General features: G+C 34.5%; 16 protein-coding genes and 1 tRNA gene. 8 read left to right on the forward strand and 9 right to left on the reverse strand.

The annotated features are described in order from the left end of the window. Nucleotides 1-83 precede the first annotated feature (83 nt). Nucleotides 84-1,451 (reverse strand): hypothetical protein, encoded by a 1,368-nt coding sequence (locus ODR02_RS16600; RefSeq protein WP_309512820.1) that lies wholly within the window; start codon nt 1,449-1,451, stop codon nt 84-86. Between the two features lie 247 nt (nt 1,452-1,698). On the opposite strand from ODR02_RS16600, the gene ODR02_RS16605 reads away from it, so the two are divergent. Both ODR02_RS16605 and recA read left to right on the forward strand, forming a co-directional pair. Further along, nucleotides 1,699-2,883 carry an oxygenase MpaB family protein gene (locus ODR02_RS16605; protein ID WP_309512821.1) on the forward strand — a complete coding sequence of 395 codons (1,185 nt, stop codon included), beginning with the start codon at nt 1,699-1,701 and terminating at the stop codon, nt 2,881-2,883. A gap of 463 nt (nt 2,884-3,346) precedes the next feature. After that, on the forward strand, nt 3,347-4,348 hold the full coding sequence (recA, locus tag ODR02_RS16610) for a recombinase RecA (protein ID WP_047419990.1): 1,002 nt from the start codon (nt 3,347-3,349) through the stop codon (nt 4,346-4,348). 314 nt (nt 4,349-4,662) lie between these two features. Here recA and ODR02_RS16615 read toward each other — a convergent pair whose 3' ends face one another. Next, on the reverse strand, nt 4,663-6,096 hold the full coding sequence (locus tag ODR02_RS16615; RefSeq protein WP_309512822.1) for a hypothetical protein: 1,434 nt from the start codon (nt 6,094-6,096) through the stop codon (nt 4,663-4,665). 153 nt (nt 6,097-6,249) lie between these two features. Continuing rightward, the gene (locus ODR02_RS16620) at nt 6,250-9,150 is read right to left on the reverse strand and encodes an alpha/beta hydrolase family protein (RefSeq protein WP_309512823.1); all 2,901 of its coding nucleotides are present in this window, start codon (nt 9,148-9,150) and stop codon (nt 6,250-6,252) included. Nucleotides 9,151-9,302: 152 nt separating this feature from the next. On the opposite strand from ODR02_RS16620, the gene htpG reads away from it, so the two are divergent. After that, a complete protein-coding gene (gene htpG / locus ODR02_RS16625) occupies nt 9,303-11,195 on the forward strand; it encodes a molecular chaperone HtpG (RefSeq protein ID WP_209789273.1) in 1,893 nt (630 codons plus the stop codon). Between the two features lie 473 nt (nt 11,196-11,668). Then, nucleotides 11,669-12,064, forward strand: coding sequence for a helix-turn-helix transcriptional regulator (locus ODR02_RS16630; RefSeq protein ID WP_209787255.1), 396 nt, complete (start codon nt 11,669-11,671; stop codon nt 12,062-12,064). A gap of 288 nt (nt 12,065-12,352) precedes the next feature. On the opposite strand, the gene ODR02_RS16635 is transcribed toward ODR02_RS16630, so the two are convergent. Continuing rightward, a complete protein-coding gene (locus ODR02_RS16635; RefSeq protein WP_209787254.1) occupies nt 12,353-12,649 on the reverse strand; it encodes an MGMT family protein in 297 nt (98 codons plus the stop codon). A gap of 73 nt (nt 12,650-12,722) precedes the next feature. Between ODR02_RS16635 and ODR02_RS16640 the strand changes: the two genes are divergently transcribed. Then, nucleotides 12,723-12,869: a hypothetical protein gene (locus tag ODR02_RS16640; RefSeq protein WP_185097866.1), complete on the forward strand. Its 147-nt coding sequence runs from the start codon at nt 12,723-12,725 to the stop codon at nt 12,867-12,869. A gap of 335 nt (nt 12,870-13,204) precedes the next feature. Here ODR02_RS16640 and ODR02_RS16645 read toward each other — a convergent pair whose 3' ends face one another. From ODR02_RS16645 to ODR02_RS16665, 5 genes are all read right to left on the reverse strand, one after another. Beyond that, nucleotides 13,205-14,179, reverse strand: coding sequence for a deoxyhypusine synthase family protein (locus ODR02_RS16645; RefSeq protein ID WP_105681482.1), 975 nt, complete (start codon nt 14,177-14,179; stop codon nt 13,205-13,207). 329 nt (nt 14,180-14,508) lie between these two features. Continuing rightward, nucleotides 14,509-14,889, reverse strand: coding sequence for a GreA/GreB family elongation factor (locus ODR02_RS16650; protein ID WP_105681483.1), 381 nt, complete (start codon nt 14,887-14,889; stop codon nt 14,509-14,511). Between the two features lie 294 nt (nt 14,890-15,183). Next, nucleotides 15,184-15,825, reverse strand: coding sequence for a hypothetical protein (locus ODR02_RS16655; RefSeq protein ID WP_309512824.1), 642 nt, complete (start codon nt 15,823-15,825; stop codon nt 15,184-15,186). Nucleotides 15,826-15,873: 48 nt separating this feature from the next. After that, nucleotides 15,874-16,266: an alternative ribosome rescue aminoacyl-tRNA hydrolase ArfB gene (gene arfB / locus ODR02_RS16660; RefSeq protein WP_309512825.1), complete on the reverse strand. Its 393-nt coding sequence runs from the start codon at nt 16,264-16,266 to the stop codon at nt 15,874-15,876. 10 nt (nt 16,267-16,276) lie between these two features. After that, nucleotides 16,277-17,305, reverse strand: a complete 1,029-nt coding sequence (locus ODR02_RS16665) for an AMP-binding protein (protein WP_309512826.1) — start codon at nt 17,303-17,305, stop codon at nt 16,277-16,279. A gap of 99 nt (nt 17,306-17,404) precedes the next feature. On the opposite strand from ODR02_RS16665, the gene ODR02_RS16670 reads away from it, so the two are divergent. The 3 genes from ODR02_RS16670 to ODR02_RS16680 all read left to right on the forward strand — a co-directional run bounded on the left by ODR02_RS16670 (nt 17,405) and on the right by ODR02_RS16680 (nt 23,638). Further along, a tRNA-Gln gene (locus tag ODR02_RS16670) sits at nt 17,405-17,475 on the forward strand. Nucleotides 17,476-18,078: 603 nt separating this feature from the next. Beyond that, nucleotides 18,079-18,819 (forward strand): prefoldin domain-containing protein, encoded by a 741-nt coding sequence (locus ODR02_RS16675; RefSeq protein ID WP_309512827.1) that lies wholly within the window; start codon nt 18,079-18,081, stop codon nt 18,817-18,819. A gap of 82 nt (nt 18,820-18,901) precedes the next feature. Then, on the forward strand, nt 18,902-23,638 hold the full coding sequence (locus ODR02_RS16680) for a leucine-rich repeat protein (RefSeq protein WP_309512828.1): 4,737 nt from the start codon (nt 18,902-18,904) through the stop codon (nt 23,636-23,638). Nucleotides 23,639-23,641: the final 3 nt, after the last annotated feature.

Consider the following 23,641-nt stretch of genomic DNA (forward strand, 5'->3'; position numbering starts at 1 on the left):
CTTGCGACAATTAAGACAGTCCGCACGATAAAGGATTGTGTCTTTCCGTTTGTTTTTTGTAGTTTTTGCCATAATAAAATATTTTAAAAATTAAGAAATGCTACTGGAATTGATAATCTTAGTCCAATTTCGTTTCGCTTTAAAAAAGCTAACTCTGAATCGTTGGAATTGGTTAGATCAATAAGATTGAAATAAAGTTCCACATGTAGTTTAGATTTATCTTTTTTCAAATCCTTAAATGAGTATAGTAACCCTATTCCTGCATTATATTGAGGTTTACTTTCTTCTTTAAATGTACTTTGTGGATAAATGTGTACTGCCATTGTATTTTCTAAAAAAAATCTGTAATAATCAATATACAATTTGCTATATGATAGATTTGTTTTATATGTTCCTTGATAAGCATTAAATTTTTTGGTTGAGGTTCTTTGTCCTGATGAAGTTTCTCCATAATTGTAAGATTCATTAATTTCAGTTTTAGATAAATCAGAAAAATTATCATCAATCCCTCCTGAAAAGCCTATCAACAAATAATGAGTTGGTTTGCTGTACTGATTCCACTCATAATAATTGTATTCAATTGAACCTTTCCAACCCACGTAATTTTTTTTAGTTATTTGATTTGCGTAAGATAAAGATGGATTAAAATAGTTGAAATTATTATTCTGAAATCCTGCTCCTAAACTTATCCAATGAAAGAAGATGCCAGTATAATTAAAGTTATCAATGGCAGTATTTACACCGTTTTTTTTCTTAGATACACTTAAGGTTTCTATTTCTTTTAAAGACGGAAGTGACTCTTTCTTTAATAAAAGAGAATCGGTCTGCATATTTTTCAAAGCTATTTCATACTCATACTTTGCTTTTACAGTAGGGTCTAAATTGGTTGTTTTCAGTCTTTCCTGAATGTCAGAGATTTCTGACCTTAATAGCTTCAATTTTGAAAATAGTAATATTGAATCTTTTATGTATAATGATTTTATGACATTAGCTTGTGATGCAGCAATAGATTTTTTCTTAGATAAATTTTTGATTTCCCTTTCATGAAATAAAATAGAAGATGATTTTAATCTCACATTATATTTGAAATTGACACCGACATTACTATTTATTTTTGATTGATTAAAAATTGCAAAAAAACCATCAGTAACACTTCCACTTGCATTTACTGAAAGCATATCACCATTTCTAAAATTCTTTGTTGCATTAAAAGCCAAACGCCCATCGTTGATATCTGCCGCAGCATAATTTCCAATTGTGGTTTTACCACTACTATTCATAACAGAATTAAATTCTTTATTAACAATTTTTTTAAATTCGTCTTTAGATAATAAGGTCTCAATTTCAGGTATTGTCAATTGAGTTGGAATTGAGTCTTTTTTGTCTTTTTTTTGTCCAAACGCCATCACCACCCAAGCGAGTAGAAACAGCAATACAATTTTAGTTTTCATGATTTTTATTTTTCTGGTTAAGTCTTCTGAATTTTAGAATAAGTTTATCATTGTAGAAAAATGAAATGTTTTTATAATTGAGTTTTCATGGTTATTAGTTTTATTTTACACAAAGTTTCAAATTATACAGATACAAGTAAATTACCCGTTTGTGGTATTTTTTCTAAAAATTTCTCCTGAATAGCTGATAAATCTCACCGGAAAACTTCAGCATAAAACTTGTACTTTTATAGATAAAGGAATGAACATGATACAACCTCGATTTAAAGATGCTCCTCACTTCAAAAACTTTTGGGAAAGTGGGAACGGAAAACTCCTTATTGAATTTTCCGGAGCAGAGGTGAATTTTGAAAAGTTTGAAAAATTTGCGCCCTATTTTCATCATGTGGATGAGATCGGTGATGAAGTGGTAAAAGAGGTTTATTTCACTAAAAAATTTCATGAGGCTTCCAAGGAAATTGAACAGTATATTAGAAATGGAGTTTCGGAAACAGAGGCAGTTCCTGAAAGTGTAAAAAAGCTTTTCACCCAAACTCAAAAAGTTCCCGAATGGCTGGATTATAACCTTCTCAAAAGTGGTGCTGAACTGTGTATGAGAAGTAACCTCGATTCTTTGATCTCTCTGAGAGATTATTGTCTGATCGGTGGTTACGACTACGCCTATCTCAACAAGCCATTGATTTTCACAGAAGCATTGAAAAAAGGAGCCGTAAAACGTCTTTCGGAAACGTTGGATTTCTGGGTGAATGCTACCCGCTACAATGCCCTTGAAATTCACGCAAAAGGCTATGAGTTTGCGATAAAAACCCGTTTGATCCATTCCTACGCCAGACTTTCCATAAAAAAACATTATAAAGACTGGGATACTGAAAACTGGGGAGAACCTATCAATTCGTGGGATATGATGGCAACGTATATCGGATTCAGTCTTGTCTTTCTTCATAGTCTTCATAAACTTGGCAATCGTTTTTCTATTGAAGAGGAACAGGGAATTTTCCACCTTTGGAAATATGTAGGCTATCTTTTGGGAATTCCGGAACAGCTTCTTCCTGATGACAAGAAACAGGCTACAGAATATTTTTATTTATGGACCTCTGTTCAGCCGCCCTCGGATAAAGATTCTGTTCTGCTGGCTCATTCTCTGCTGGATGAATCTCTGGAAAATCCTATTTTAAAATTTGAATTCCAAAGGAAAAATTTAAGATACCTGCACATCTGCTGCACCTGGTTTCTGCTGGATAATGAAGTTTGTAAAAGATTACAAATCCCGGATGTTCCTTATAAAACGATGTTTCCAAAATCGAAAATACTCTTCAATAAAATATATGACAGTTTAGTAAGTCGTGATGCCAGAATACAAAGAGGAAATAAAGATCAGATAAAAGTATTGGAAGATTATCTGAATATCACCAAAAATTCAAATTTTCATTAAAGGTTTTTTTGGTTGGAAATCGCAAAGTTGCAAAGATTTTTAGACATTATGGTACTTTTTAAGGCGCAAGAAAATCGAAGATTTTCAGCAAGGGAAAGTATATAATTTTAGATGAAATTTTCGCAGATGAAGTAGATTATGAAGATTTTCATTAGCACCATTTTAATTTGCATAATCTGTGAGAGGTTAAGATATGCAGCATTCAATTTTATCGGAGATAAAATTTTTGCGTCTTAAAACAAAAGTATTATACATAAATAGCGCCTTTGCGATTTCCAATAAAAAACAGCTACTCTTATTTAGTAAAAACAATTTAGATACCACATTCCACATATGCTTCGTAATGAATAAGATCAGTAGTAAAAATTTATCATTTTTTAACTCTAAAAACAGCTTTCACGGATAAATAATATTAGCTTTTGATATTTAAATTATGTATTTTTGAGAAATTATTTTAATAGCGATGAGTAACATTGATGATAAGAAAAAAGCACTCGCATTAGTGCTTGACAAGCTAGATAAAACATATGGAAAGGGAACAGTAATGACTTTAGGTGATGAATCTATCGACAATACAATAGAAGTAATTCCTTCCGGTTCTTTAGGATTAGATATTGCACTAGGTATAGGCGGATATCCAAAAGGAAGAATCATTGAAATATATGGTCCTGAATCTTCAGGTAAAACAACATTAACCCTTCATGCTATTGCTGAAGCTCAAAAAGCAGGTGGTATTGCTGCATTCATTGATGCAGAGCATGCTTTCGACAGAACTTATGCTGCGAAATTAGGAATTGATCTTGAAAACCTGATCATTTCTCAGCCTGACAATGGAGAACAAGCTTTAGAAATTGCAGATAACCTGATCCGTTCAGGAGCTATTGATATCGTTGTAATTGACTCTGTGGCTGCTCTTACCCCAAAAGCAGAGATCGAAGGTGAAATGGGAGATTCTAAAATGGGTCTTCACGCAAGATTGATGTCTCAGGCATTAAGAAAACTTACGGCTACGATTTCAAGAACTAAATGTACAGTGATCTTCATCAACCAGTTGAGAGAAAAGATTGGTGTAATGTTTGGAAATCCTGAAACAACTACCGGAGGTAATGCTCTTAAGTTCTACGCTTCTGTAAGAATTGATATCAGAAAAGCAAGTGCACCGATCAAACAAGGTGATGAAGCTATCGGTAGCCGTGTGAAAGTGAAGATTGTGAAAAATAAAGTAGCACCTCCTTTCAAGCAGGCAGAATTTGATATCATGTATGGTGAAGGAGTTTCTAAAGTAGGTGAAATTCTTGATACTGCAGTTGATATGGGAATTGTAAAGAAAAGCGGTTCTTGGTTCAGCTACGAAGAGACTAAACTTGGTCAGGGACGTGATGCTGTAAAAGATGTTTTAAAAGACAATCCTGATCTTTCCGAGGAATTGGAAAACAAGATCAAAGAAGAAATGAAAAATAAATAATTTCAGAAAATAATAGAAAAGGCAGTCTTAGGATTGCCTTTTTGTTTTTAAATGATTCTGTTTTTTTAACGCAAAGCTTTCATTTGTATACTGTAATATTTTTAAGAGAGCAAAGGATAGAATCAATTTCATTGATTCTTACTAAGCTAATGTATAATCACAAAGCTTAATCAGCGACAAAGTCGAAATTCTTTGCTTCCTGAAATAAACTTTCGAATCTCTTATTCCTTTGCGTTAAAATAATCTCTCAGTTTTTACAATAAAAAAGAGGTCATTCCTTAGAACAACCTCTTTAAGTTTTTATATTTTTAAAATTATTCAGCAATTTTACCTTGCAACTGAAGTGCTCCGGTCACTTTCATTCCTTTTGTAAGTGTTTCCAGTCTCATGTTTTCTTTATTCACAAAAGCATCAATGGTAAAGAAATCTTCATTTTCTTCATTCGTGATCAGCTTCAGTTTAAGAATATATCCTTTAACACTTCCATCATCAAGCAATTCTGTTTCCTTAAAGTCTACCAGCTGAGCAATAAAGTCAAAACATGCATAGTTAGGAAGATCCTGGCTTGGTACATAGGTTGTGAAATCTTCACTCATTTTGGTTCCATCTGGTAAATCAGTATTGGTATGAACATCAAGGATAAGAACAATTCCACTAACATTTACCTTCAGATGAAGCTGTGTCATGTATCTGTTTCTATTTTCAGCATAATCCGTAGCAAAAAACCATACTCCGAAAGTATCTCTTGCAGGCCCTGCTACAATCGCCTGTAAATTCAAAGCATTTTCCCATTCTCTGATTGATCTCGTTTCAAAATCCAAAGTATAATCAGTTTTCACTTCCGGAACGATAATACTTAGCTCCTCCGTTAAAATAGTTTTAAATCTTACCCCTTCAAATTCCGTTTTACTTTTAATATCATCTGACTGATCAGAAGACTCAGAGTGCATTAGAATAGCATTCAGATACTGACCGTAATCTTTAGTCTGAAAATTCTGATGACCAAAAATTCCGCTCCATGTATTCATAAGATTATGAACATTTGATTTTCTGATAATAATTCCTGCTTCATTAGTCATTTCAGGAGCTGCAACACCTTCTGTATGCTGGAAATAATTTCTGCCTTCAACCAACTGATGATTCATGATCTCATTATTTTCTTCGTGAGAAAACTCTGCGAAACCTTTATAAGTGACATTTTGGTTTTCAAAAATATATGGAAGTCCTGTTTTCGCTTTATCCGCTCCTGCAAAATGATAAGCAAGTGAAATTCCTTTGAACTCTCCTTCCTGGATTGCCGGAGTATGATTCCCATTATTATCAAACTGAGAATGGTACAGGATCATATAAGATTTAATCTTTCCTTCCTGAAGCTCATTTTCAAATTTTTCTTCCATCTGTGTGATCGCCTGTTGTGGAGAAAGCGCATAGGCATCTTCTGTTACCATATAAGCAAATCCTTCTACCTCACCATTTTCTTTTTCAAAAGCTGAAAGAGGAGTATATTCACCTCTTAACTGAAGTGCAATAGAATAGACGATATAATCATTATAAACTCTGATTTTTTCATACTCTTCATTTACTTTCGGCTCTGTTACTGGCTGTAAAGTGATTTCCGGAATTGTTTCCGCCACCTCTTCTACTGTTTCCTCTACGATCTTTTCCTCTGGCATTTCCATTTCCTGAACCGGAGTACTCACATTTTCCTGACTGTTATTCTTTTTCTTAAAAAAATCAAAGATTCCCATACTGTTATTTATAATTGGCGGTAAATATAATAAAAGCGATCAACAGACTCATCATAAAAAAATGCCATTGTGTCAGTTTCTGCTTTGTCTTTCTGGAATTTATTTTGAAATAAAAAAACCCGGCGGAGCCTTTGGCTCCGCCGGGTTTTTTTATTAATTAGGTTTATCATCTGTAAGCTCAAATCCCCAATCTTTTCCTTTTTGGGTGGCTGGAATACCTCTTGTCATCCAGACCGGAGCTTTAGCTCCTTTAAGATAATAATCAAAAAACTGCTGTTCGCGGATTTGGATATCTTTTCTGTTCTGACGTTTGATAAGGTTATGATCATCACCATTATAATTCAGAAGCCATACTGGTTTTCCGAGGCGGCGTAATGCTGTAAACATTTCAATTCCCTGATACCAAGGTACTGCTCCATCTTTATCATTACTCATAATAACCACTGGAGTTTTTACTTTATCAATCGTAAAAAGTGGTGAATTTTTAATGTAAAGATCCGGTGCTTCCCATAAATTCTTTCCTAATCTGCTTTGAGATTTCTCATACTGAAACTGTCTGTTCATCCCTGAAGTCCATCGGATTCCTCCATATGCTGAAGTCATATTAACAACAGGAGCACCACTCCATGCTGCTGCATACATATTGGTATGAGCAATAAGATACGCTACCTGATAACCTCCCCAGCTTTGTCCCTGAATTCCGATTTTAGCAGCATCTACCCAGGAATTTTGCTTCAACTTTTCAACTCCGGAATTAATATATTCCATTGCAGATTCTCCTGGAAATCCGTCTGTATAAGAAATATCAGGGGTAAAAACCAGATAACCGTTGCTCACAAAATAAGAAATATTTAATCTTGAAGGTGTCGGAGCAGGTGCCACATAACGGTTTAAGTTATCCGAAAGCTTTTCATAGAAATAAACAATCATAGGATACTTTTTATTCGGATTGAAATCTTCCGGTTTGTATAAAATTCCGGTAGAGGTATTTCCTTTTGGAGTCGTCCAGTTTACCAATTCATCTGTTCCCCAGTTATACAGGTTTTGCTGCGGATTTGTATTGCTCAGTTTTTGCTGTTCTGAAAAATCTGATGTCGCAAAAATATTTGGAGAATCCGTGTAAGATTCTTTTACTAAAATATATTCTTCAGCATTTTTTGCTTTCTGAAGACTTCTGTATCCCCATACGTTTTCCATCTGAATTTTTACAGGATCAGAATTCGACTGAATAGAGGTTTTGAAAATTCCGTTCGCCTTGGATGTATTATCAAATGCAGATAAATAGATTGACGATTTTCTGTTCAAACTTTTAATATCTTTATCTAAGACGTATGTTTCAAATGTTATTTTATGTTTACGTCCAAAACCATTGGTTATATTTCTCGGTTTTTTGGAACCATTCAGAAAGAACTCCCAAAGGTCGTAACGGTCTTTGATAATCACAGATTCATCTTTATCTGTCCAGGATGCAATACCATAAGAACTTGGAAAATCCGGCATATCAAATTCTTCGTCAACGAAAGAAACAGGTAATCCTGAATTCAGCGGAAGTGTTTGTTTTGTTTTCACATTGTAGCTCAGCCACTTCCCTTTTTCTCTGTCAAAAATCACCACAAAATTCCCAAGCGGAGATACTGCAACCGATCCATCCAGATTTTTAATGACTTCTGTTCTTTCCCCTGTTTTATTATCAATCAGAAAATAGGTCTTCTTGATTGAGCCTTCCCATTGTGAAGAAATACGGTTGTTGATACTGGTGATACCCAGCGCAAATTCAGCATTTCCTTCGTTTACCAGCCTTAATGTATCTAAGTCTTCACCATCAATATTTCTAAAGAAATCCGGTTTTTCCGTTTGCATTACTGCAGCGTAAGATTTCTTCAGATCATTTTTCAATTCTTTTAACTGCACCGTTTGCAGATAGTCATCTCTATAATTCCAGATATCTACCACAGCGTGGTCGTTTGCAATCATCGCCGTATCTTTTGCGATAGGCTTTGGACTCACCCCAAAATACAGTTGTTTTCCGTTTTTACTGAAAATAAGCGAACGATTTTCAGAAATCACCCACCCTTTTTTCATGTTTGTATTTTCATTGGTAACAATTTCTTTTTTGTTTCCTTTAAAATTAAAGTAATACAACTGATATGATTTCACCAAATCATTCTGTGCTGAAGAAGTTCCCACATAAGCCAATTGATTTCCTTCTTCGTCAAAAGACAATTGTGAAAAATCACCTTCCATTTCAGAAATTGTATGGACTGTTCCTTTCTGCAGATCCACTACCTGTACGGTTTGAAATGCATATTTCTTTGGCTTGGATTTGTCTGTGTCCTTTTTATCTGCAGATTTTTCATCTTCCGAATCCTTACCTTCTTTTTTATCCTTTTTAGGTTTCTCTTCCGGTTTTTTAGTCACAAAAGCAAGCTGCTTCCCATTTTCACTGAACTCGTAGCGTATTACATTATCGTAGGTTGTACTTTTTCCATCCAAAAGATTTCGTACAACCAGCTGCAATGGCTTTACATTCTTATCTTCATCCTTATTTTCGTCTCCATCTTCTTTATCAGAAGCGTCATCCGAAGATTTATCTTTTGTATTTTCAAGAAGATAAGCAACATAAGAACCTGCTTTTTCAGGAACTTTAAAAGATTTTACATTAGGAATTTTCTCCGTTTTATCATTAAAAAAATCAACGATGGCAAGACTGTCTTTCGTTAATTTATTTTTTTTAAGCTTTTTATCTTTTACCGCTTTTATATCTTTATACTGGGGACGGATTTGAAAAACAGCAAATCTGGAATCATTTGTAAAATCCACTTTTGTGGCTCTTGCAAACTTCTTTGAGGTTTTATTTTTAACGGAATATAAAGAAAGGTTAGAATTTCCTTCCTGAGCATCCACAGCGTAAGCAACCCATTTTCCATCATTTGAGATTTTTCTCGAGCCTATATTTTGCCAGCTGTCATAAACAGAATGGTCTAAAGGCTTTTTCTGCGCATACATCCAGGAGGTCATGATGAGCAGAATAAAAACTGTACATTTCAACTTCATATTTAAAATATTTTAAGAATTAAAAATAAGATATTTCTTCGACAAATTCACATGATGAGCACATTTCAGGCTAAAAAAATGTCATTCTGTCACATTCCTCATGATGGTATTTTTTTTGAGAAGTATGTGGAATAATTAAAATATAAAATATGATGACTAAAGGAAATATTAATGTATCTGTGGAAAACATTTTCCCACTTATTAAAAAGTTTCTTTACAGTGACCACGAAATATTCTTGAGAGAATTAATCTCTAATGCGACTGATGCTACTTTAAAATTAAAACATTTAACAAGCATCGGTGAAGCAAAAGTGGAATATGGAAATCCAAAACTTGAAGTTAAGATTGATAAAGAGCAGAAAACATTACGCATTATCGACCAAGGTATTGGGATGACCAGTGAGGAAGTTGAAAAATACATCAACCAGGTTGCTTTCTCAGGAGCTGAAGAGTTTTTGGAAAAATATAAAGATTCTGCAAAAGATTCAGGGATTATCGGACATTTCGGTCTTGGATTCTACTCTGCTTTCATGGTGGCTGAGAAGGTGGAAATCCTTACAAAATCTTATAAAGATGAACCTGCAGTACGTTGGATCTGCGATGGAAGCCCGGAATTCACTCTTGAAGAAACTACAGACAAAACAGACAGAGGTACAGAGATCATCCTTCATATTGCAGAAGATTCTGTAGAATTTTTAGAAGAAGGAAAGATCCGTGAACTGCTATTAAAGTATAACAAATTCATGCCCGTTCCAATTAAATTCGGAACAAAAACACATACACTTCCATTACCGGAAGATGCTCCTGAAGATGCCGTAGCTGAAACAGAAGAGGTAGACAATATTATCAACAATCCGGTACCAGCGTGGACAATTGCTCCAAGCGAACTGACCAACGAGGATTATATGAAGTTCTACCACGAACTATATCCTATGCAGTTTGAAGAACCGTTATTCAACATCCACCTGAATGTTGATTATCCTTTCAACCTTACAGGAGTTCTGTTCTTCCCGAAACTGAGCAACAATTTAAATATCGATAAGGATAAAATTCAATTATACCAAAATCAGGTATTTGTAACGGACGAAGTAAAAGGAATTGTTCCAGACTTCCTGATGCTTCTGAGAGGAGTAATTGATTCTCCGGATATCCCATTGAATGTATCCCGTTCTTATTTACAGGCAGATGGTGCCGTAAAGAAAATTTCATCTTATATCACGAAAAAAGTTGCCGACAAAATGGCTTCTTTAATCAATGAAAATCGTGAAGACTACGAGCAAAAATGGAATGATATTAAAGTCGTTATCGAGTACGGAATTGTTACGGAAGAGAAATTTGCTGAAAAAGCAGACAAATTCACATTATATCCTACAACAGATGGGAAATACTTCCTTTGGGATGAATTGGTAGAGAAAATCAAGCCTATACAAACAGACAAAGACAATAAACTTGTGGTACTGTATGCAACGAATGCTGATGAACAGCACAGCTACATTCAGTCTGCGAGAGATAAAGGGTATGAAGTTCTGTTATTGGACTCTCCTATTATTTCACACGTGATTCAAAAACTGGAAACTTCAAAAGAAAATATTTCATTTGCAAGAGTAGATGCAGATCATGTAAACAACCTGATCAAAAAGGATGAGCCGGTAATTTCAAAATTAAACGAAACTGAAAAAGAATCTTTGAAAAAGAATGTAGAAGAGGCTATTCAGGATTCTAAATTTACGGTTCAGCTTGAAGACCTTGACAGTAATGATGCTCCGTTCACTATTACACAGCCAGAATTTATGAGAAGAATGAAAGAAATGCAGGCAACAGGCGGAGGAGGAATGTTCGGAATGGGAGGTTTCCCGGAGATGTATAATCTTGTGGTGAACTCCAACAGTGAACTTTCTAATCAGATTTTAAAAACGGAGAATGCTGAAGAGAAAGAAAGCCTGATCAAATATGCGCTGGATCTTGCGAAACTTTCACAAAATTTACTGAAAGGAAAAGACCTGACAGATTTTATACAGAGAAGCTATAAGCAACTTGAAAAATAATACACTAGAGACTGTTTCATTTTGAAGCAGTCTTTTTTTATCTTTTTAACCACAAAAGCCACAAAAGATCCTGGGCACTTAAGCTTTTTGAAAATCTTAAATTTCCACAGATGTTTGTGGAGAGTTTTTTGGGAAACGCAAAGACGCTATTTTTTTATATACTATGTGTTTTAAGGCGCAAGGATTTTATCTCCGATAAAATTGTATCCTGCTAAGTCGTTATCCATTATTCTTGCTGAAAATCTTTGATTTTCTTGCGTCTTACAACAGTTTAAAAATAGAAATCCTTGCGCCTTTGCGTTTTTCCAACAATCCCAAACAATCTAAAAATTGTACACAATTAATCCAAATAAGATTTATATTATACAGCTTTTCTGCCTTTTCTATTCGCTTTCATTGCTTTGCTCTACATTTTTTCTGTTTTCTATTGTATAGATTCTGCTTTTTTGCCATTTTTGTATAAAATGTCGGTCATGCAAAAAGAAAAATTACGTCTCATCAGAAAGCAAAAAGGCTACACTCAACAACAGGTAGCTGACTTCATCGCAACGGATGTATCGAATTACAGCAGAAAAGAAAGTGGTGATGTAAGGATTGTAAAAGATGAATGGGACAAACTTGCCCGTTTTCTGGATGTACCGTTTGAGGACATTTATGAAGAGGATGAAGCAACGCTTGTTGTTAATAATGATCATCCTGTGTTTAATGACAATTCTGGTACTTCTGCTGGGACAATTAATAGTCAGAATAATTATAGTAATATTCCAGGATCTATTATTGAAAACCTTCAAGGTTATATCGCTTTATTAAAAGAAGAAAACGAAAGGCTAAAAGAAGAAGCGAAAGGTCTCCCAAAAGGAAGAAAATAATATGGTTTTAAACTGTAAAAATATAGATGTCACTCATATTAAATTATGGAGTGACATTTTTTCTGTATTAATGCATACTAGTTTTTTTTAACGCAAAGAACTAATGATTCGAATGTTTTATTTCAGGAAGCAAAGAATTCCGACTTTGTCGTTGAGGAAGCTGTGTGGTAATGCGTTCGCTTAGAAAGAATCAATGGAATTGATTCCGACTTTGCTCTCTTAAAAATATTACAGAATACGGAGAAAATCTTTGCGTTAAAAAATTCTTTGATTTAAATCCTTTGAAATTTACAATTCAGTCAATGGATCCCAGAATAGTTTTTTAAAATTTTTTATTCTAAGATTTTCCACAGTGATTCCTTCTGCTTCCAGTTTAGGCTGAAATTCCGGGACAGATAATACTCCTGAGCTGGAAATCACACGGTGGGCAGGAACATCTTTCGGACATCCACCCATTGCTTTTCCTACATGCCTGGAATGATTTGGATAGCCAACAGCCTTTGCTATGGCTCCATAAGTAGACACTCTCCCTTTCGGAATAAGTCTTGCCACTTCGTAAACCTGTTGTTTGAAAATTTCTTCCATAGCTGAGTATTCTCTTTTTGCATCATTTTTGAACTCTATCAAATTCGATGATGTTTCATTAAAAGATAAAGATATGAAAAAATCATTTTTCAGGCTGCTGAATGCCGTTAATAAAAAAGTTCTTCCGAAGCTGAGTAAGAAAGATCCTAATCATCTGACTAAGGTTGAAAAGGGAATTCTGGCGTATCGATATTTTGTGCTGGTGAATTCTTTGGATTGATTTTTCTGGATTTGTGTGAATGTTTTTCCCGCAGATGACACAGATTTTCATAGATTTTGGTGTTGAATTTTGGGAAACGCAAAGACGCTATTTTTATATACTATGGGCTTTAAGACGCAAGGATTTTATCTTCGATAAAATTTTGGACTATTAAATCTATACAGAATCCTTGCTGAAAATCTTTGATTTTCTTTCGCCTTAAAAATATCCACATACTTAGGAACTCTTTGCGCCTTTGTGTTTTCCAACAAAATTACACTTACTTATGGTAATAAAAAAAGCGCTCCAAATGAATTGAAGCGCTGATATTGTAATCTCTGATGAGATGTTTATTCTTAAGCGTTTTCTAAGATATAAGAGAACATTAATGGTGCACAGATTGTTGCATCACTTTCAACGATAAATTTCGGTGTAGTGATATCCAATTTACCCCAAGTGATTTTTTCATTGGGAACAGCTCCTGAATATGAACCGTAAGATGTTGTAGAATCAGAAATCTGGCAGAAATAAGACCAGAAAGGAATGTCATGCATTTCCATATCCTGGTACAACATTGGAACTACACAAATAGGGAAATCTCCTGCGATACCTCCACCAATCTGGAAGAATCCAACTCCTTTTCCTGCAGAGTTTTTAGTATACCAGTCCGCAAGATAAGTCATATATTCAATTCCTGATTTCATTGTAGTAGCTGTAAGCTCTCCTTTGATACAGTAAGAAGCGAAGATGTTCCCCATGGTAGAATCTTCCCATCCCGGAACTACGATTGGTAAATTGGCTTCTGCCGCAGCAATCATCCAAGAATTTTCTCTAGGAATTTCATAGTACTGCTCCAATACTCCTGAAAGGATCATTTTGTACATGAATTCGTGAGGGAAATATCTTTCTCCTTTAGCTTCTGCATCTTTCCAGATCTCTACGATATGTTTTTGTAATCTTCTGAAAGCTTCTTCTTCAGGAATACATGTATCAGTAACTCTATTTAAACCTCTTTCTAAAAGATCCCACTCATCCTGAGCCGTTAAATCTCTGTAATGAGGAACTCTTTCATAGTGAGAGTGTGCCACAAGGTTCATTAAATCTTCTTCAAGATTCGCCCCTGTACAAGAGATAAAATCTACTTTCCCCTGACGGATCATTTCTGCAAGAATTTTACCCAATTCAGCAGTAGACATTGCTCCAGCTAAAGTGATCATCATTTTCCCGCCATCTTTAAGATGGGCAACATACCCTTTAGATGCATCCACCAATGCAGCTGCATTGAAGTGCAGGTAATATTTCTCTATAAATTCAGAAATTGGTTTGCTCATTTTTTTAATTTTTGCAAAGATAAAACTTAAAAACGGAATGCAGTCAAAGCACTTGAAGAAAGTATCATAGAGAAGTATTTTTTTATCATTTGTTAAATAAGTTGTTGGAAAACGCAAGGACGCAAAGGATTTTATATTATCTGCAAAATTAACGTGAGACAAATTATACAATATAAAATTTTATCGAGATAAAATCCTTGCGCCTTACAACTATTTAGTATTTAAAAAATTTGCGCCCTTGCGTTTTCCAACACATTACTATAAAAAAGCGCAGCCCAAAATGAGCCACGCTTTCATTAACAATCAACTTAATAATATTCAACAAAGGGTTATCCTTCCCAGGTTTCCACTTTCAGAATCTCGATTTTCCTTTCTCCGTCTCTGAAAGGCCAGTCTATCACATCTCCTACTTTATATCCAACGACTGCCAGGGCAATATCCGAAAGGATAGAATGTTTATTCTTTTTTAGCTTTTGTTTGGTAGAAGGCACAAATATATATTCATGCTCAAAATCTAATGTATGGTCTTTTAAGGTCACTTTTCTGTCAACGGTTACAATATCGGCAGGAAGATCTCTTCTCAGAACCTGTTTTGCCTTTCTAAGTTCTTCCGTTAATCTCTTTTCTTCTTCGATGCTCACTTTTTTTCTTCTGAGTGTATCTTTTATAGCATCATAAATTCCGGTGGTTACAATAATATGATTGGACATTTTCTTCAATTTTTAAAATTAAATGCAGTTATTCCCTGATGATCCAATGTAGAATCCAGGTGTAGAACAGCCTTCTTCCATAGAAAACTGCAAAAAAGTAATACATAAAATCCGAATTGATTCCCTGTCTTGGATCCTGACAGGGCTTATGTGATGAAGTCCTTAGAACTTTTCAGAAAAGAATCTGTGTGAAGATAAAGTAAAGACAGCAGCAATCCTGACCGGCGGCGTTCTGCAGATAAAAAGATTGTTGCTGTCATTATCAATTATTATTAACTCTAACAAAGATACAGCTTAAAAACGGAATGTGGCAGCTGCACTTAAAGAAACTCTGTGCAAACCTTCTTTTTGATCACCATCAAATTTATAAGTGACTCCGTTATACTTCATTTTATTGAGGGTTCCACCACTTAAACCTACTTTTGGGCCAATCAGAAAATTCTTGCTTACCTGATACTGATACCCAAGATCAACTTCTGCCCCGAACGTGGTTCCTGTACCTTTTACATCTCCTGTTTTTGTGGTATAAGACATTACTCCCAACGCTACATCTGCAAATATTTTATGTCTCGTGGCCAAATGATTATTTGAAATAAGCCCGGAGAAACCGAAAAATGTAATATTATCCTTTGTCGTTACAGGAACAGACACAGGCATTCCATTTACATAACCAAGCAGAAATCCGTCACTGGATGCACTGTAATTAGAATATTTTAATCCGAATGCAAGACCATTTTTCACTTCATAATGGGCTGCAATGTCAAAGTTCAATCCATTTTTCAGGTCTTTTACATATTCTTTTTCTTCTTTACTAAGTCCGGAAATTGTTTTTGCAGTTCTCCATGCGTACCCAACGGAAGGTCTGATGGAAAATTTCTGAGCGAAAGACATGATGGAGATTGAGAATACTCCAACTAAGATTAATTTTTTGATCATGGTTTTAAAAGTTTCCGCAAAAATAATGCTTTCTGTGAGAGAAACAAGTTAAAACCTGAAGCGTCTGTTTTCTTTTTTATCTGAAAGTTTTTTCTTGCCATCCAGCCTTTTTTGCTTCTGCGCTTTTGAGGGTTTTGTTGCCGTTCTCTTTTTGGGAACAATGAGTGCTTTGTTTACGATTTCAATTATTTTTTCAATGGCTTTATTTTTATTCATCAGCTGGGTTCTGCTTTCGGAAACCGTCAGGAATAAAAAACCATCGATATTGATTCTGTTTTTCAGTTTATTATGAATCAGTAATTTTTCATCTTCACTAAAAACTTCTGATGCACTTACTTTCCAAAGCACGGTAACAGCAGTTTCCACTTTGTTGACATTCTGTCCTCCTGCACCACTGCTGCGGGAAGTTTTGAAACTGAGTTCTTTTGAAAAGTCTTTCATTTTTTGGTGACTAGAGGTTTATGTTGATGCTTTTATACAGTTCCATTCTGTTTACTTTCCCGTTAGGGGTTCTCGGAATTTCACTGATGAAGATAATTTCTTTTGGTTTGTGGAAATTTTTATCAAAAGGGATATCCATCACTGTTTTTATCAATTCATCGGATTTATTTCCTTCTATAATCAATATCAGTTTCTGACCCAAACTTTCATCAGGCAAACCCATAAACACCGCTTCATTCGAAAGTTCTTTTTTCACCAATGTCTCCAGTGTTTCCGGGAAGATTTTTGCTCCTCCTGAGTTAATCACATTGTCAATTCTTCCAAGGAATTTAAACTGTTTTTCATTTCTAATATCAACTAAATCATTAGTTTGCAGTTCGTCAGCATTTACATTGGGAGCAAAGATCTTCAGGCAACCTCTGTCGTCCAAAGAAATAGACACATTTTCAAAAACAGTGAAATAGTCTTCCTGTTCCGGCATCAATTGTTTTAAGCCAATATGGGAAAGGGTTTCAGACATTCCATAGGTTTCAAAAATACGATTTGAAGGGCTAAGGTTCATTTGCAGAATTTTACTTTTCAGGCTTTCTGAGACGGCAGCCCCTCCAATGATCAGGTTTTTAATCAGATAAAGCTTTTCCAGAGAGTTTTCTACCTGAAGAGGTGTCATGGCACAAAAGTCTATTTCTTCATCCAGATTTTCCACTGGTTTTAAAGAGGGTTCAGCAATTTTTAATTTTAATTTTCTTTCTATGGAACGGACAATCATCATTTTTCCTGAGATGTATTCTACAGGCAGGCAAAGTAATGCACTATCCCCTTCTTTTAATCCCAGAAAATTACAGGTCATTACTGCGGAATTGATCATTTTCTTTTTCTCAATTTCAAAAATTTTCGGAACTCCGGTAGAACCTGAAGTCTGAACATTTACTTCTGTTTTTTCTGAAAACCATTCTTCCAGAAAAATTTTCACTTTCTTTTCAAATTCCGTATCGAATGATAATTTATTAGTATTGAGATTATTGAAGTCTATCAGCATGTTTTCTGTAAATAAATTCTACAGTAAATTTAAAAAAAAAATCAAAAAGTTCTTGTATATAAAGAAAAAAGCTGTAAATTTGCACCACCAAAATAAAACAGACCTATAGTGTAACGGTAACACTCCGGTTTTTGGTACCGTCATTCGGGGTTCGAATCCCTGTGGGTCTACAAACCACTCTTTTTTAAGGGTGGTTTTTGTTTTTTGTTCTCTTTTGAAAAATAAAAAAGGATAAAAACTTAGAGCCGGATAAAGATAGGCGGCTTTATCAAAAAATGATCAAACTCAAATCTGTTTCCTTATTTCAAATCACTTCCCAGTAAAAATATATAACTGCGATTACAATATTCACGAGTCCATTTATCGTGAATTGATTATTAATTCACACCGTCTTATCTCTGTTAAAAATACGTATTACTGCAACTACAGAATAGCGAGGTCAAAAAACTTTTATAAGGACCAAAAAACAATGAAATTTGCACTCTAAAGAATGTGAATGATCATTGGAATCAAAAAAATATACCAAGAAAACAGTATAGAAAAAATGTAAAAGAATGTAGTTGATTTAAAATAAATTACAAAAAAACATTGCGAAAATATATGTTTTCTAAGTTGCAACCATATTAATAATTCACTAATTGACAGTACGATAAAAGAGGGCGAAAATCAATAATTACCCAAAAGAAAGAGACTTCTATTTAACTACAATAAGTCTATCAGGAACCAACTTTCCCTCAAATCATCAATTTTATAAAAACTAATTTTCAATAATAATGAAAGTACCATTAAAAACAATATTTAGCTGGTTTGAAAAGGGTGATATACCCACAGAAAATCAATTTCAGCAGACCTTTTCTTCATTCCGTCATTTAGATGAAAATATCAGGATGGATGAGGTAACGGGTTTAAATGAAACTTTTCAAAAAACGGTATCCAGCACAACTTTTACAAATCATCTGCAAGATGAAAGCGCACACCATTTAGTGCTCGCAAGACTTAATGCATCCAATCTTACTGCCAGAAATATAGAAGAATGGAAAGAAAAATTAAAGATCAAACTGGCAGCCACTATAGACGATGGTGAAGAGACCGGAAATGTCTATACAAAGGAGCAAATCGAGGAAATTGTAAATATACTTCAGGCAAAAGATAATGAAATGCTTGAGCTGATTGCAAAAATCAACGAAATACTAACTTCGAATGATGATAATCTTGATAAGCTTCAGAAAATCGTAGACTACATCAAAGAAAACAGGGAGCAGATAGAATTGCTTAAAGGTTCAGGAGCAAATTCTTCCTTTGGAGGAATTTTAAGGCCTACTGATCATATTATTGTTGAGCCTGGATCAGCAAAATGGTTTTGGGCAGGGAGTGGAGTCTACGAAAATGCTTCAGGAGTTAAGGTTGAAAATTTCGGGATAATTTCCTATGACGGTTTGGTTTGGTCTGTTCTGGAGGTTAATATGCCTGGAGGTGGAACAGATGGTTTTATTGATTTAACACAAGAAGATTAAAATGAGATATACAGGAAGAATTTATTTTACAAATTATGAAAGATCAGATAAAGAAGTTGCAGATAACTTCATTTATCCCGTGATGTTCTTCATTAAAAATGAAGAGGGAAAAATCATTAAACAGATTGCATATTCAGCGTTAGGAGAAAAGTCAGAAAGTGAATATGGAACTGGTGGAGGAACCGGAGGAGCCAATGGAATTGTTTTCCGCGCAAAATCTGAAATACCTGCATCATTCATAAAATCATTTGGAAGCGAAGTTAAAATAGTTTTTTCGTGGTCATCCATCGACAGCGTTGATGGTAGTGAGACTGGCGGAGGAACTGCAAGTATTTTAAAAGGAAATACGATTCTATTTAATAAAAACATTAATCAGGGAGTCAATGAGATAGATATTACGTCATATATTTTGGCGGGAGATAATACAATAACGCTTAGTATCACCGATAGTTATGGAAATAATAGGAAATTAAAATATGACATTCAAACAATAGCACTTGCTTTAAGTACTACCTACGACAAGACCACTATTAATTCGGGACCAATCATTTTTCGATATATTCCAACCGGGAATGTAGAGAAGACGATTCATTTCAAATTAAATGGATCAGATCTTCCACCAGTAGTTACGTCAATAAATAACAAAGAGCTTCTTTATGAAATTCCTGCACAGTCGCACGGAGTTCATATTTTAGAGGTGTATATGACCGCTGATTTGTCCGGAGAGATCATTGAAAGCAATCACTTATTTACAGATATTATCAGTGTTGCTGCTGGTAATTTAACACCTCTGGTGTCTTCAGCAAATAATGTTGCCGCTAATCAATATGCTCCAGCTTCGATTGAATATCTGGTATATTCACCATCATCAAATTATAGCGATGTTGAGATTTTGGTCGACGGATTGAAGGTTTCAGAATTGGTAGTAAATAGAAGTTTGCAGAAGTTCACCTATACATTTATGGACTCAGGTGCGCATACTGTAACTTTTAAATGTGGCAATGTCACGAAAAATACTTCAGTAGTTGTAACAGCATTTGATATTCAGGTTGAAGCCGAAACGTTAGGCCTGGAATTATTTTTAAGCAGTCGAAACAGAAGCAATTCAGAGATTAACAAAAACGAGTGGAAATACAAAAACCTGTCATGTACTCTTACTGATTTTGATTTCAGCACCAATGGATGGGTTCAAGATTCAAAGGGTTCTGTGGCACTTAAAGTGAGCGGAAATGCAAGGGTTGAGATTCCTTTCAAGATTTTTGAAAATGATTTTAAAACAGGTGGTAAAACATTAGAATTTGAATTTTCAACTTCAGATATAAAAAACAGTGACAGTACTATTTTTTCTTGTAAAAATGGAAATGTTGGATTTGTTGCTACCTCAAATTCGTTTTCGTTCAGTTCTGAGCAGGACAGTACTTCCATATTTTTTAAAGAAGAGGAAAGGATCCGTGTAAGTGTAGTCGTTACAAAGGTTGCAGATCAAAGATTGGTATTTGTGTATATCAATGGAATTATATCTTCATTATATCAGTATAATTCATTAGACAGCTTTTTACAACAAGCTCCTCAAAACATTACCATTGGAAGCAGTGATTGTACTATTAATCTATATAATATCAGGGTGTATAATAATAATCTAAACGCCGATCAGATGTTGTCAAATTACATCGCTGACATGGATAACCTGGTTGAAAAAGTCAATATTTACGAGAGAAATAAATTGTACGATGCATTCGGAAATTTGTCCTACGATAAATGTTTACAATCAATTCCATGCTTAACCATTGTTGGAGATCTGCCAACTTATAAAGGCGATAAAAAAACAATTGTTGGAGAGTATGAAAATGCTCAGGATCCTACAAAATCGTTTTCTTATGTAAATGCGAGTATTGATGTCCAGGGTACATCATCACAATATTATCCCCGAAAAAACTTTAAAATCAAATTTAATGGAGGTTTTAAAAATGGTGAAATAAATTCTTCAAAATACAAGCTTCGTGATAATTCATTGGCGGAAAAGACATTTACTTTTAAAGCCGATTTTATGGAGTCTTCTGGCTCTCACAACATAGGTTTGGCGAGGCTTGCACAAGATTCCTTGAATCAATTGGGTTATTTAGTTCCACCACAATTAATTAATCCTGATATCCGTACTACGATGGACGGGTTTCCAATGCTTATATTTCACAGAGCGACACCAGATTCGGAGCGTATTTTCTTAGGAAAATATAATTTTAATAATGATAAGTCTAATGAAGCAACAACAGGTTTTACAGGGGGTCAGGAATGCTGGGAATTTTTGAACAATACGTCAGATAATACATTATTTATTGCTACAGATTTTCAAAGTGTAGACGGAAATGGTAAGCATTTATGGAAGAATGATTTTGAGGGAAGATATCCGGAAGATAATGAAGATACATCGAATCTTGAAGCTTTGCATACATGGATTGTGAGTTGCAAAAATAATCCTGCAAAATTCAAAGCCGAGGCTCAAGATCATTTTAATATTCAATTTTTATTGTTTTATTATGTATTCACTGAGTTTTTTGCAATGGTTGATCAGCGCGCTAAAAATCAGATGTTTGCGATGTATCCGGATGCGCAAGGAAACAACCGTTGGTATCTTATATTTTATGATAATGACACGGTTTTAGGTCTTAATAACGAGGGCCACAATGTGTATGATTATTGGGTGGAAGCTCACGACCAAGTAGGAAGTGGTTTTGTCTGGAATGGCGCGCTTTCAGAGCTTTGGAAACTGGTTGAAGTGGCTTTTGATACTGAAATTACCGCATTATACCAGCAAATGAGAACTTCAGGAATTCTGACTTATGATAAGTGTAATACTTATTTCAACACATTAGAATCTGACAAATGGGCGGAAAGTATTTTCAATGAAGATGCGAAATATAAATATATAGATCCTTTGGTTATTGCCGGGAACGGAAGTTACTTATACACCGCACAAGGCTCAAGAAAATCGCACAGAAATTATTGGTTATTAAATAGATTCAGATATATGGACGGAAAGTATGACACGTCTACTTTCTCATCTGATTATATCACGATGCGACTTTATACACCTTCGGGCACGCCTGTAGTTGCTCCCAATGCTAATTTTTTACTAACTGCTCAAAAAGACGGATACACTAAAATTAAATTTGGTTCCTATATCAACCGTGCGAGGCTTAGAAAAAATGTTGCATCTTTAGTTCAAGCTCCGGCTATTACTTTTAACGATACAGAAACCATTATTTATGGTGCATCTGCAATTAAAGATCTTGGAGATTTGTCAGGAAAGTATCTGGGTACTTTAGATGTTTCAAAAGCGACGAATTTGTCGAGGCTTCGGATTGGAAGTCAAATTTCCGGTTATTCAAATCAAAATTTAAGAAACTTGTTTATTGGTAATAATACAATTTTAGAAGAATTAGATATTTCAAATTGCCCAAATTTAAAACAATCAATAGATTTAACTGCTTGTACAAGTATTAAAAATATTTCCGCTGCAGGAACAGGAATATCGTCGGTATTATTGCCAAAAGGAGGTTTGCTTGCTTCTTTAATTTTGCCAAGTACAGCAAATACTTTAATATTAGATAATCAAAAATTTATTAAAAATTCTAATTTAACTTTTACGGAAAGTTCTATAAAAACTCTTGTAATTAAGGATTGTCCTTTAATTAATGTTAATGATATTGTTTCAAATCTTAAAAATTTGAGCAGAGTGAGAATTAATAATCTAAATGGAAGTAGTACTTCTAGCGAAAATTTCTTTCCACTTATAAATGCTAAAGGAGTTGATGATTTAGGTAATACAGCCCCACATTCTATCGTTGAAGGAAAATGGACTTTTACTAATATTTATCAAGAAGATAAAGATTTCATGGAAGCTAATTGGCCCGACTTTCATTTTACTTATACAAACATTACCAATTTTATTCAGATTTCGGATATAACAAGAAAAACTACATTATTAAAAGCCTATGATACTAATGGTGATGGTGAATTAAGCTTTTCAGAGGCAAGATCTGTTACTGATATACCTGCCAGTAGTTTTAATCCTTTTATTAATTCAGAAACATTCTTAGGTGGAAGTTTTGATGAATTTAGATTTTTTACAAATGTAGAAACTATTGGAGATCATGCATTTGACAACAACTCATTGCTAAGTATAACTTTTCCACCCAATATCAAGAAAATAGGGAGAAATGCCTTTCAATTATACGAAACAAGTATTATAAATGGCAACTTTGATAACGTTGAAGAATTGGGTATTTCCCCAATTATGGGAAAATACCTAGACATTAATTTGTTTAAAAATGTTAAGATTTACGATGCATATTCGTTTACCTACAAGTATCCCAAAGCTGGTAAGTACAATCTCCCTTATATCACGCGAATATTTCCGGAAATGCTTACCACGAATATAAACAATCCAAATGTTGAAGATTATGTTACTAATTTTATTGATCTTACAGGATGTACAAGTCTGGAAAGAATAGATTCATTTGGTTTAAGACTAAGATTAAGAACGGGTGAAAGTGAAATAACTATTATATTTCCCGCTTCTATTAATTATATGGCAAATGGCTGCATGCATCTGATTGCAGCTGGTGGTCAAACCAGTGTTAAAAAAGTAGTAGTAAAAGTATTGGCAACTACACCTCCTATTTTGGTAGGTACAAATCTCGTTTCTGATGGGATTATTATTGATAAAGTAGAAATTCATGTTCCTGCAGCAAGCGTTTCTGCTTATAAAACGGCAACCAACTGGAGCTATTTTGCTGCAAAAATTTATCCGATAACATAATAA

Origin of the sequence: Chryseobacterium sp. CFS2, assembly GCF_036543225.1 — a bacterium.
Taxonomy (GTDB): domain Bacteria; phylum Bacteroidota; class Bacteroidia; order Flavobacteriales; family Weeksellaceae; genus Chryseobacterium; species Chryseobacterium culicis_A.

Bases quoted from the DNA above. Each gene is read 5' to 3' on its own strand.
- ODR02_RS16600 (WP_309512820.1), bottom strand. From the start codon at position 1,451: ATGAAAACTAAAATTGTATTGCTGTTTCTACTCGCTTGGGTGGTGATG.
- ODR02_RS16605 (WP_309512821.1), top strand. From the start codon at position 1,699: ATGATACAACCTCGATTTAAAGATGCTCCTCACTTCAAAAACTTTTGG.
- recA (WP_047419990.1), top strand. From the start codon at position 3,347: ATGAGTAACATTGATGATAAGAAAAAAGCACTCGCATTAGTGCTTGAC.
- ODR02_RS16615 (WP_309512822.1), bottom strand. From the start codon at position 6,096: ATGGGAATCTTTGATTTTTTTAAGAAAAAGAATAACAGTCAGGAAAAT.
- ODR02_RS16620 (WP_309512823.1), bottom strand. From the start codon at position 9,150: ATGAAGTTGAAATGTACAGTTTTTATTCTGCTCATCATGACCTCCTGG.
- htpG (WP_209789273.1), top strand. From the start codon at position 9,303: ATGACTAAAGGAAATATTAATGTATCTGTGGAAAACATTTTCCCACTT.
- ODR02_RS16630 (WP_209787255.1), top strand. From the start codon at position 11,669: ATGCAAAAAGAAAAATTACGTCTCATCAGAAAGCAAAAAGGCTACACT.
- ODR02_RS16635 (WP_209787254.1), bottom strand. From the start codon at position 12,649: ATGGAAGAAATTTTCAAACAACAGGTTTACGAAGTGGCAAGACTTATT.
- ODR02_RS16640 (WP_185097866.1), top strand. From the start codon at position 12,723: ATGAAAAAATCATTTTTCAGGCTGCTGAATGCCGTTAATAAAAAAGTT.
- ODR02_RS16645 (WP_105681482.1), bottom strand. From the start codon at position 14,179: ATGAGCAAACCAATTTCTGAATTTATAGAGAAATATTACCTGCACTTC.
- ODR02_RS16650 (WP_105681483.1), bottom strand. From the start codon at position 14,889: ATGTCCAATCATATTATTGTAACCACCGGAATTTATGATGCTATAAAA.
- ODR02_RS16655 (WP_309512824.1), bottom strand. From the start codon at position 15,825: ATGATCAAAAAATTAATCTTAGTTGGAGTATTCTCAATCTCCATCATG.
- arfB (WP_309512825.1), bottom strand. From the start codon at position 16,266: ATGAAAGACTTTTCAAAAGAACTCAGTTTCAAAACTTCCCGCAGCAGT.
- ODR02_RS16665 (WP_309512826.1), bottom strand. From the start codon at position 17,305: ATGCTGATAGACTTCAATAATCTCAATACTAATAAATTATCATTCGAT.
- ODR02_RS16675 (WP_309512827.1), top strand. From the start codon at position 18,079: ATGAAAGTACCATTAAAAACAATATTTAGCTGGTTTGAAAAGGGTGAT.
- ODR02_RS16680 (WP_309512828.1), top strand. From the start codon at position 18,902: ATGTTCTTCATTAAAAATGAAGAGGGAAAAATCATTAAACAGATTGCA.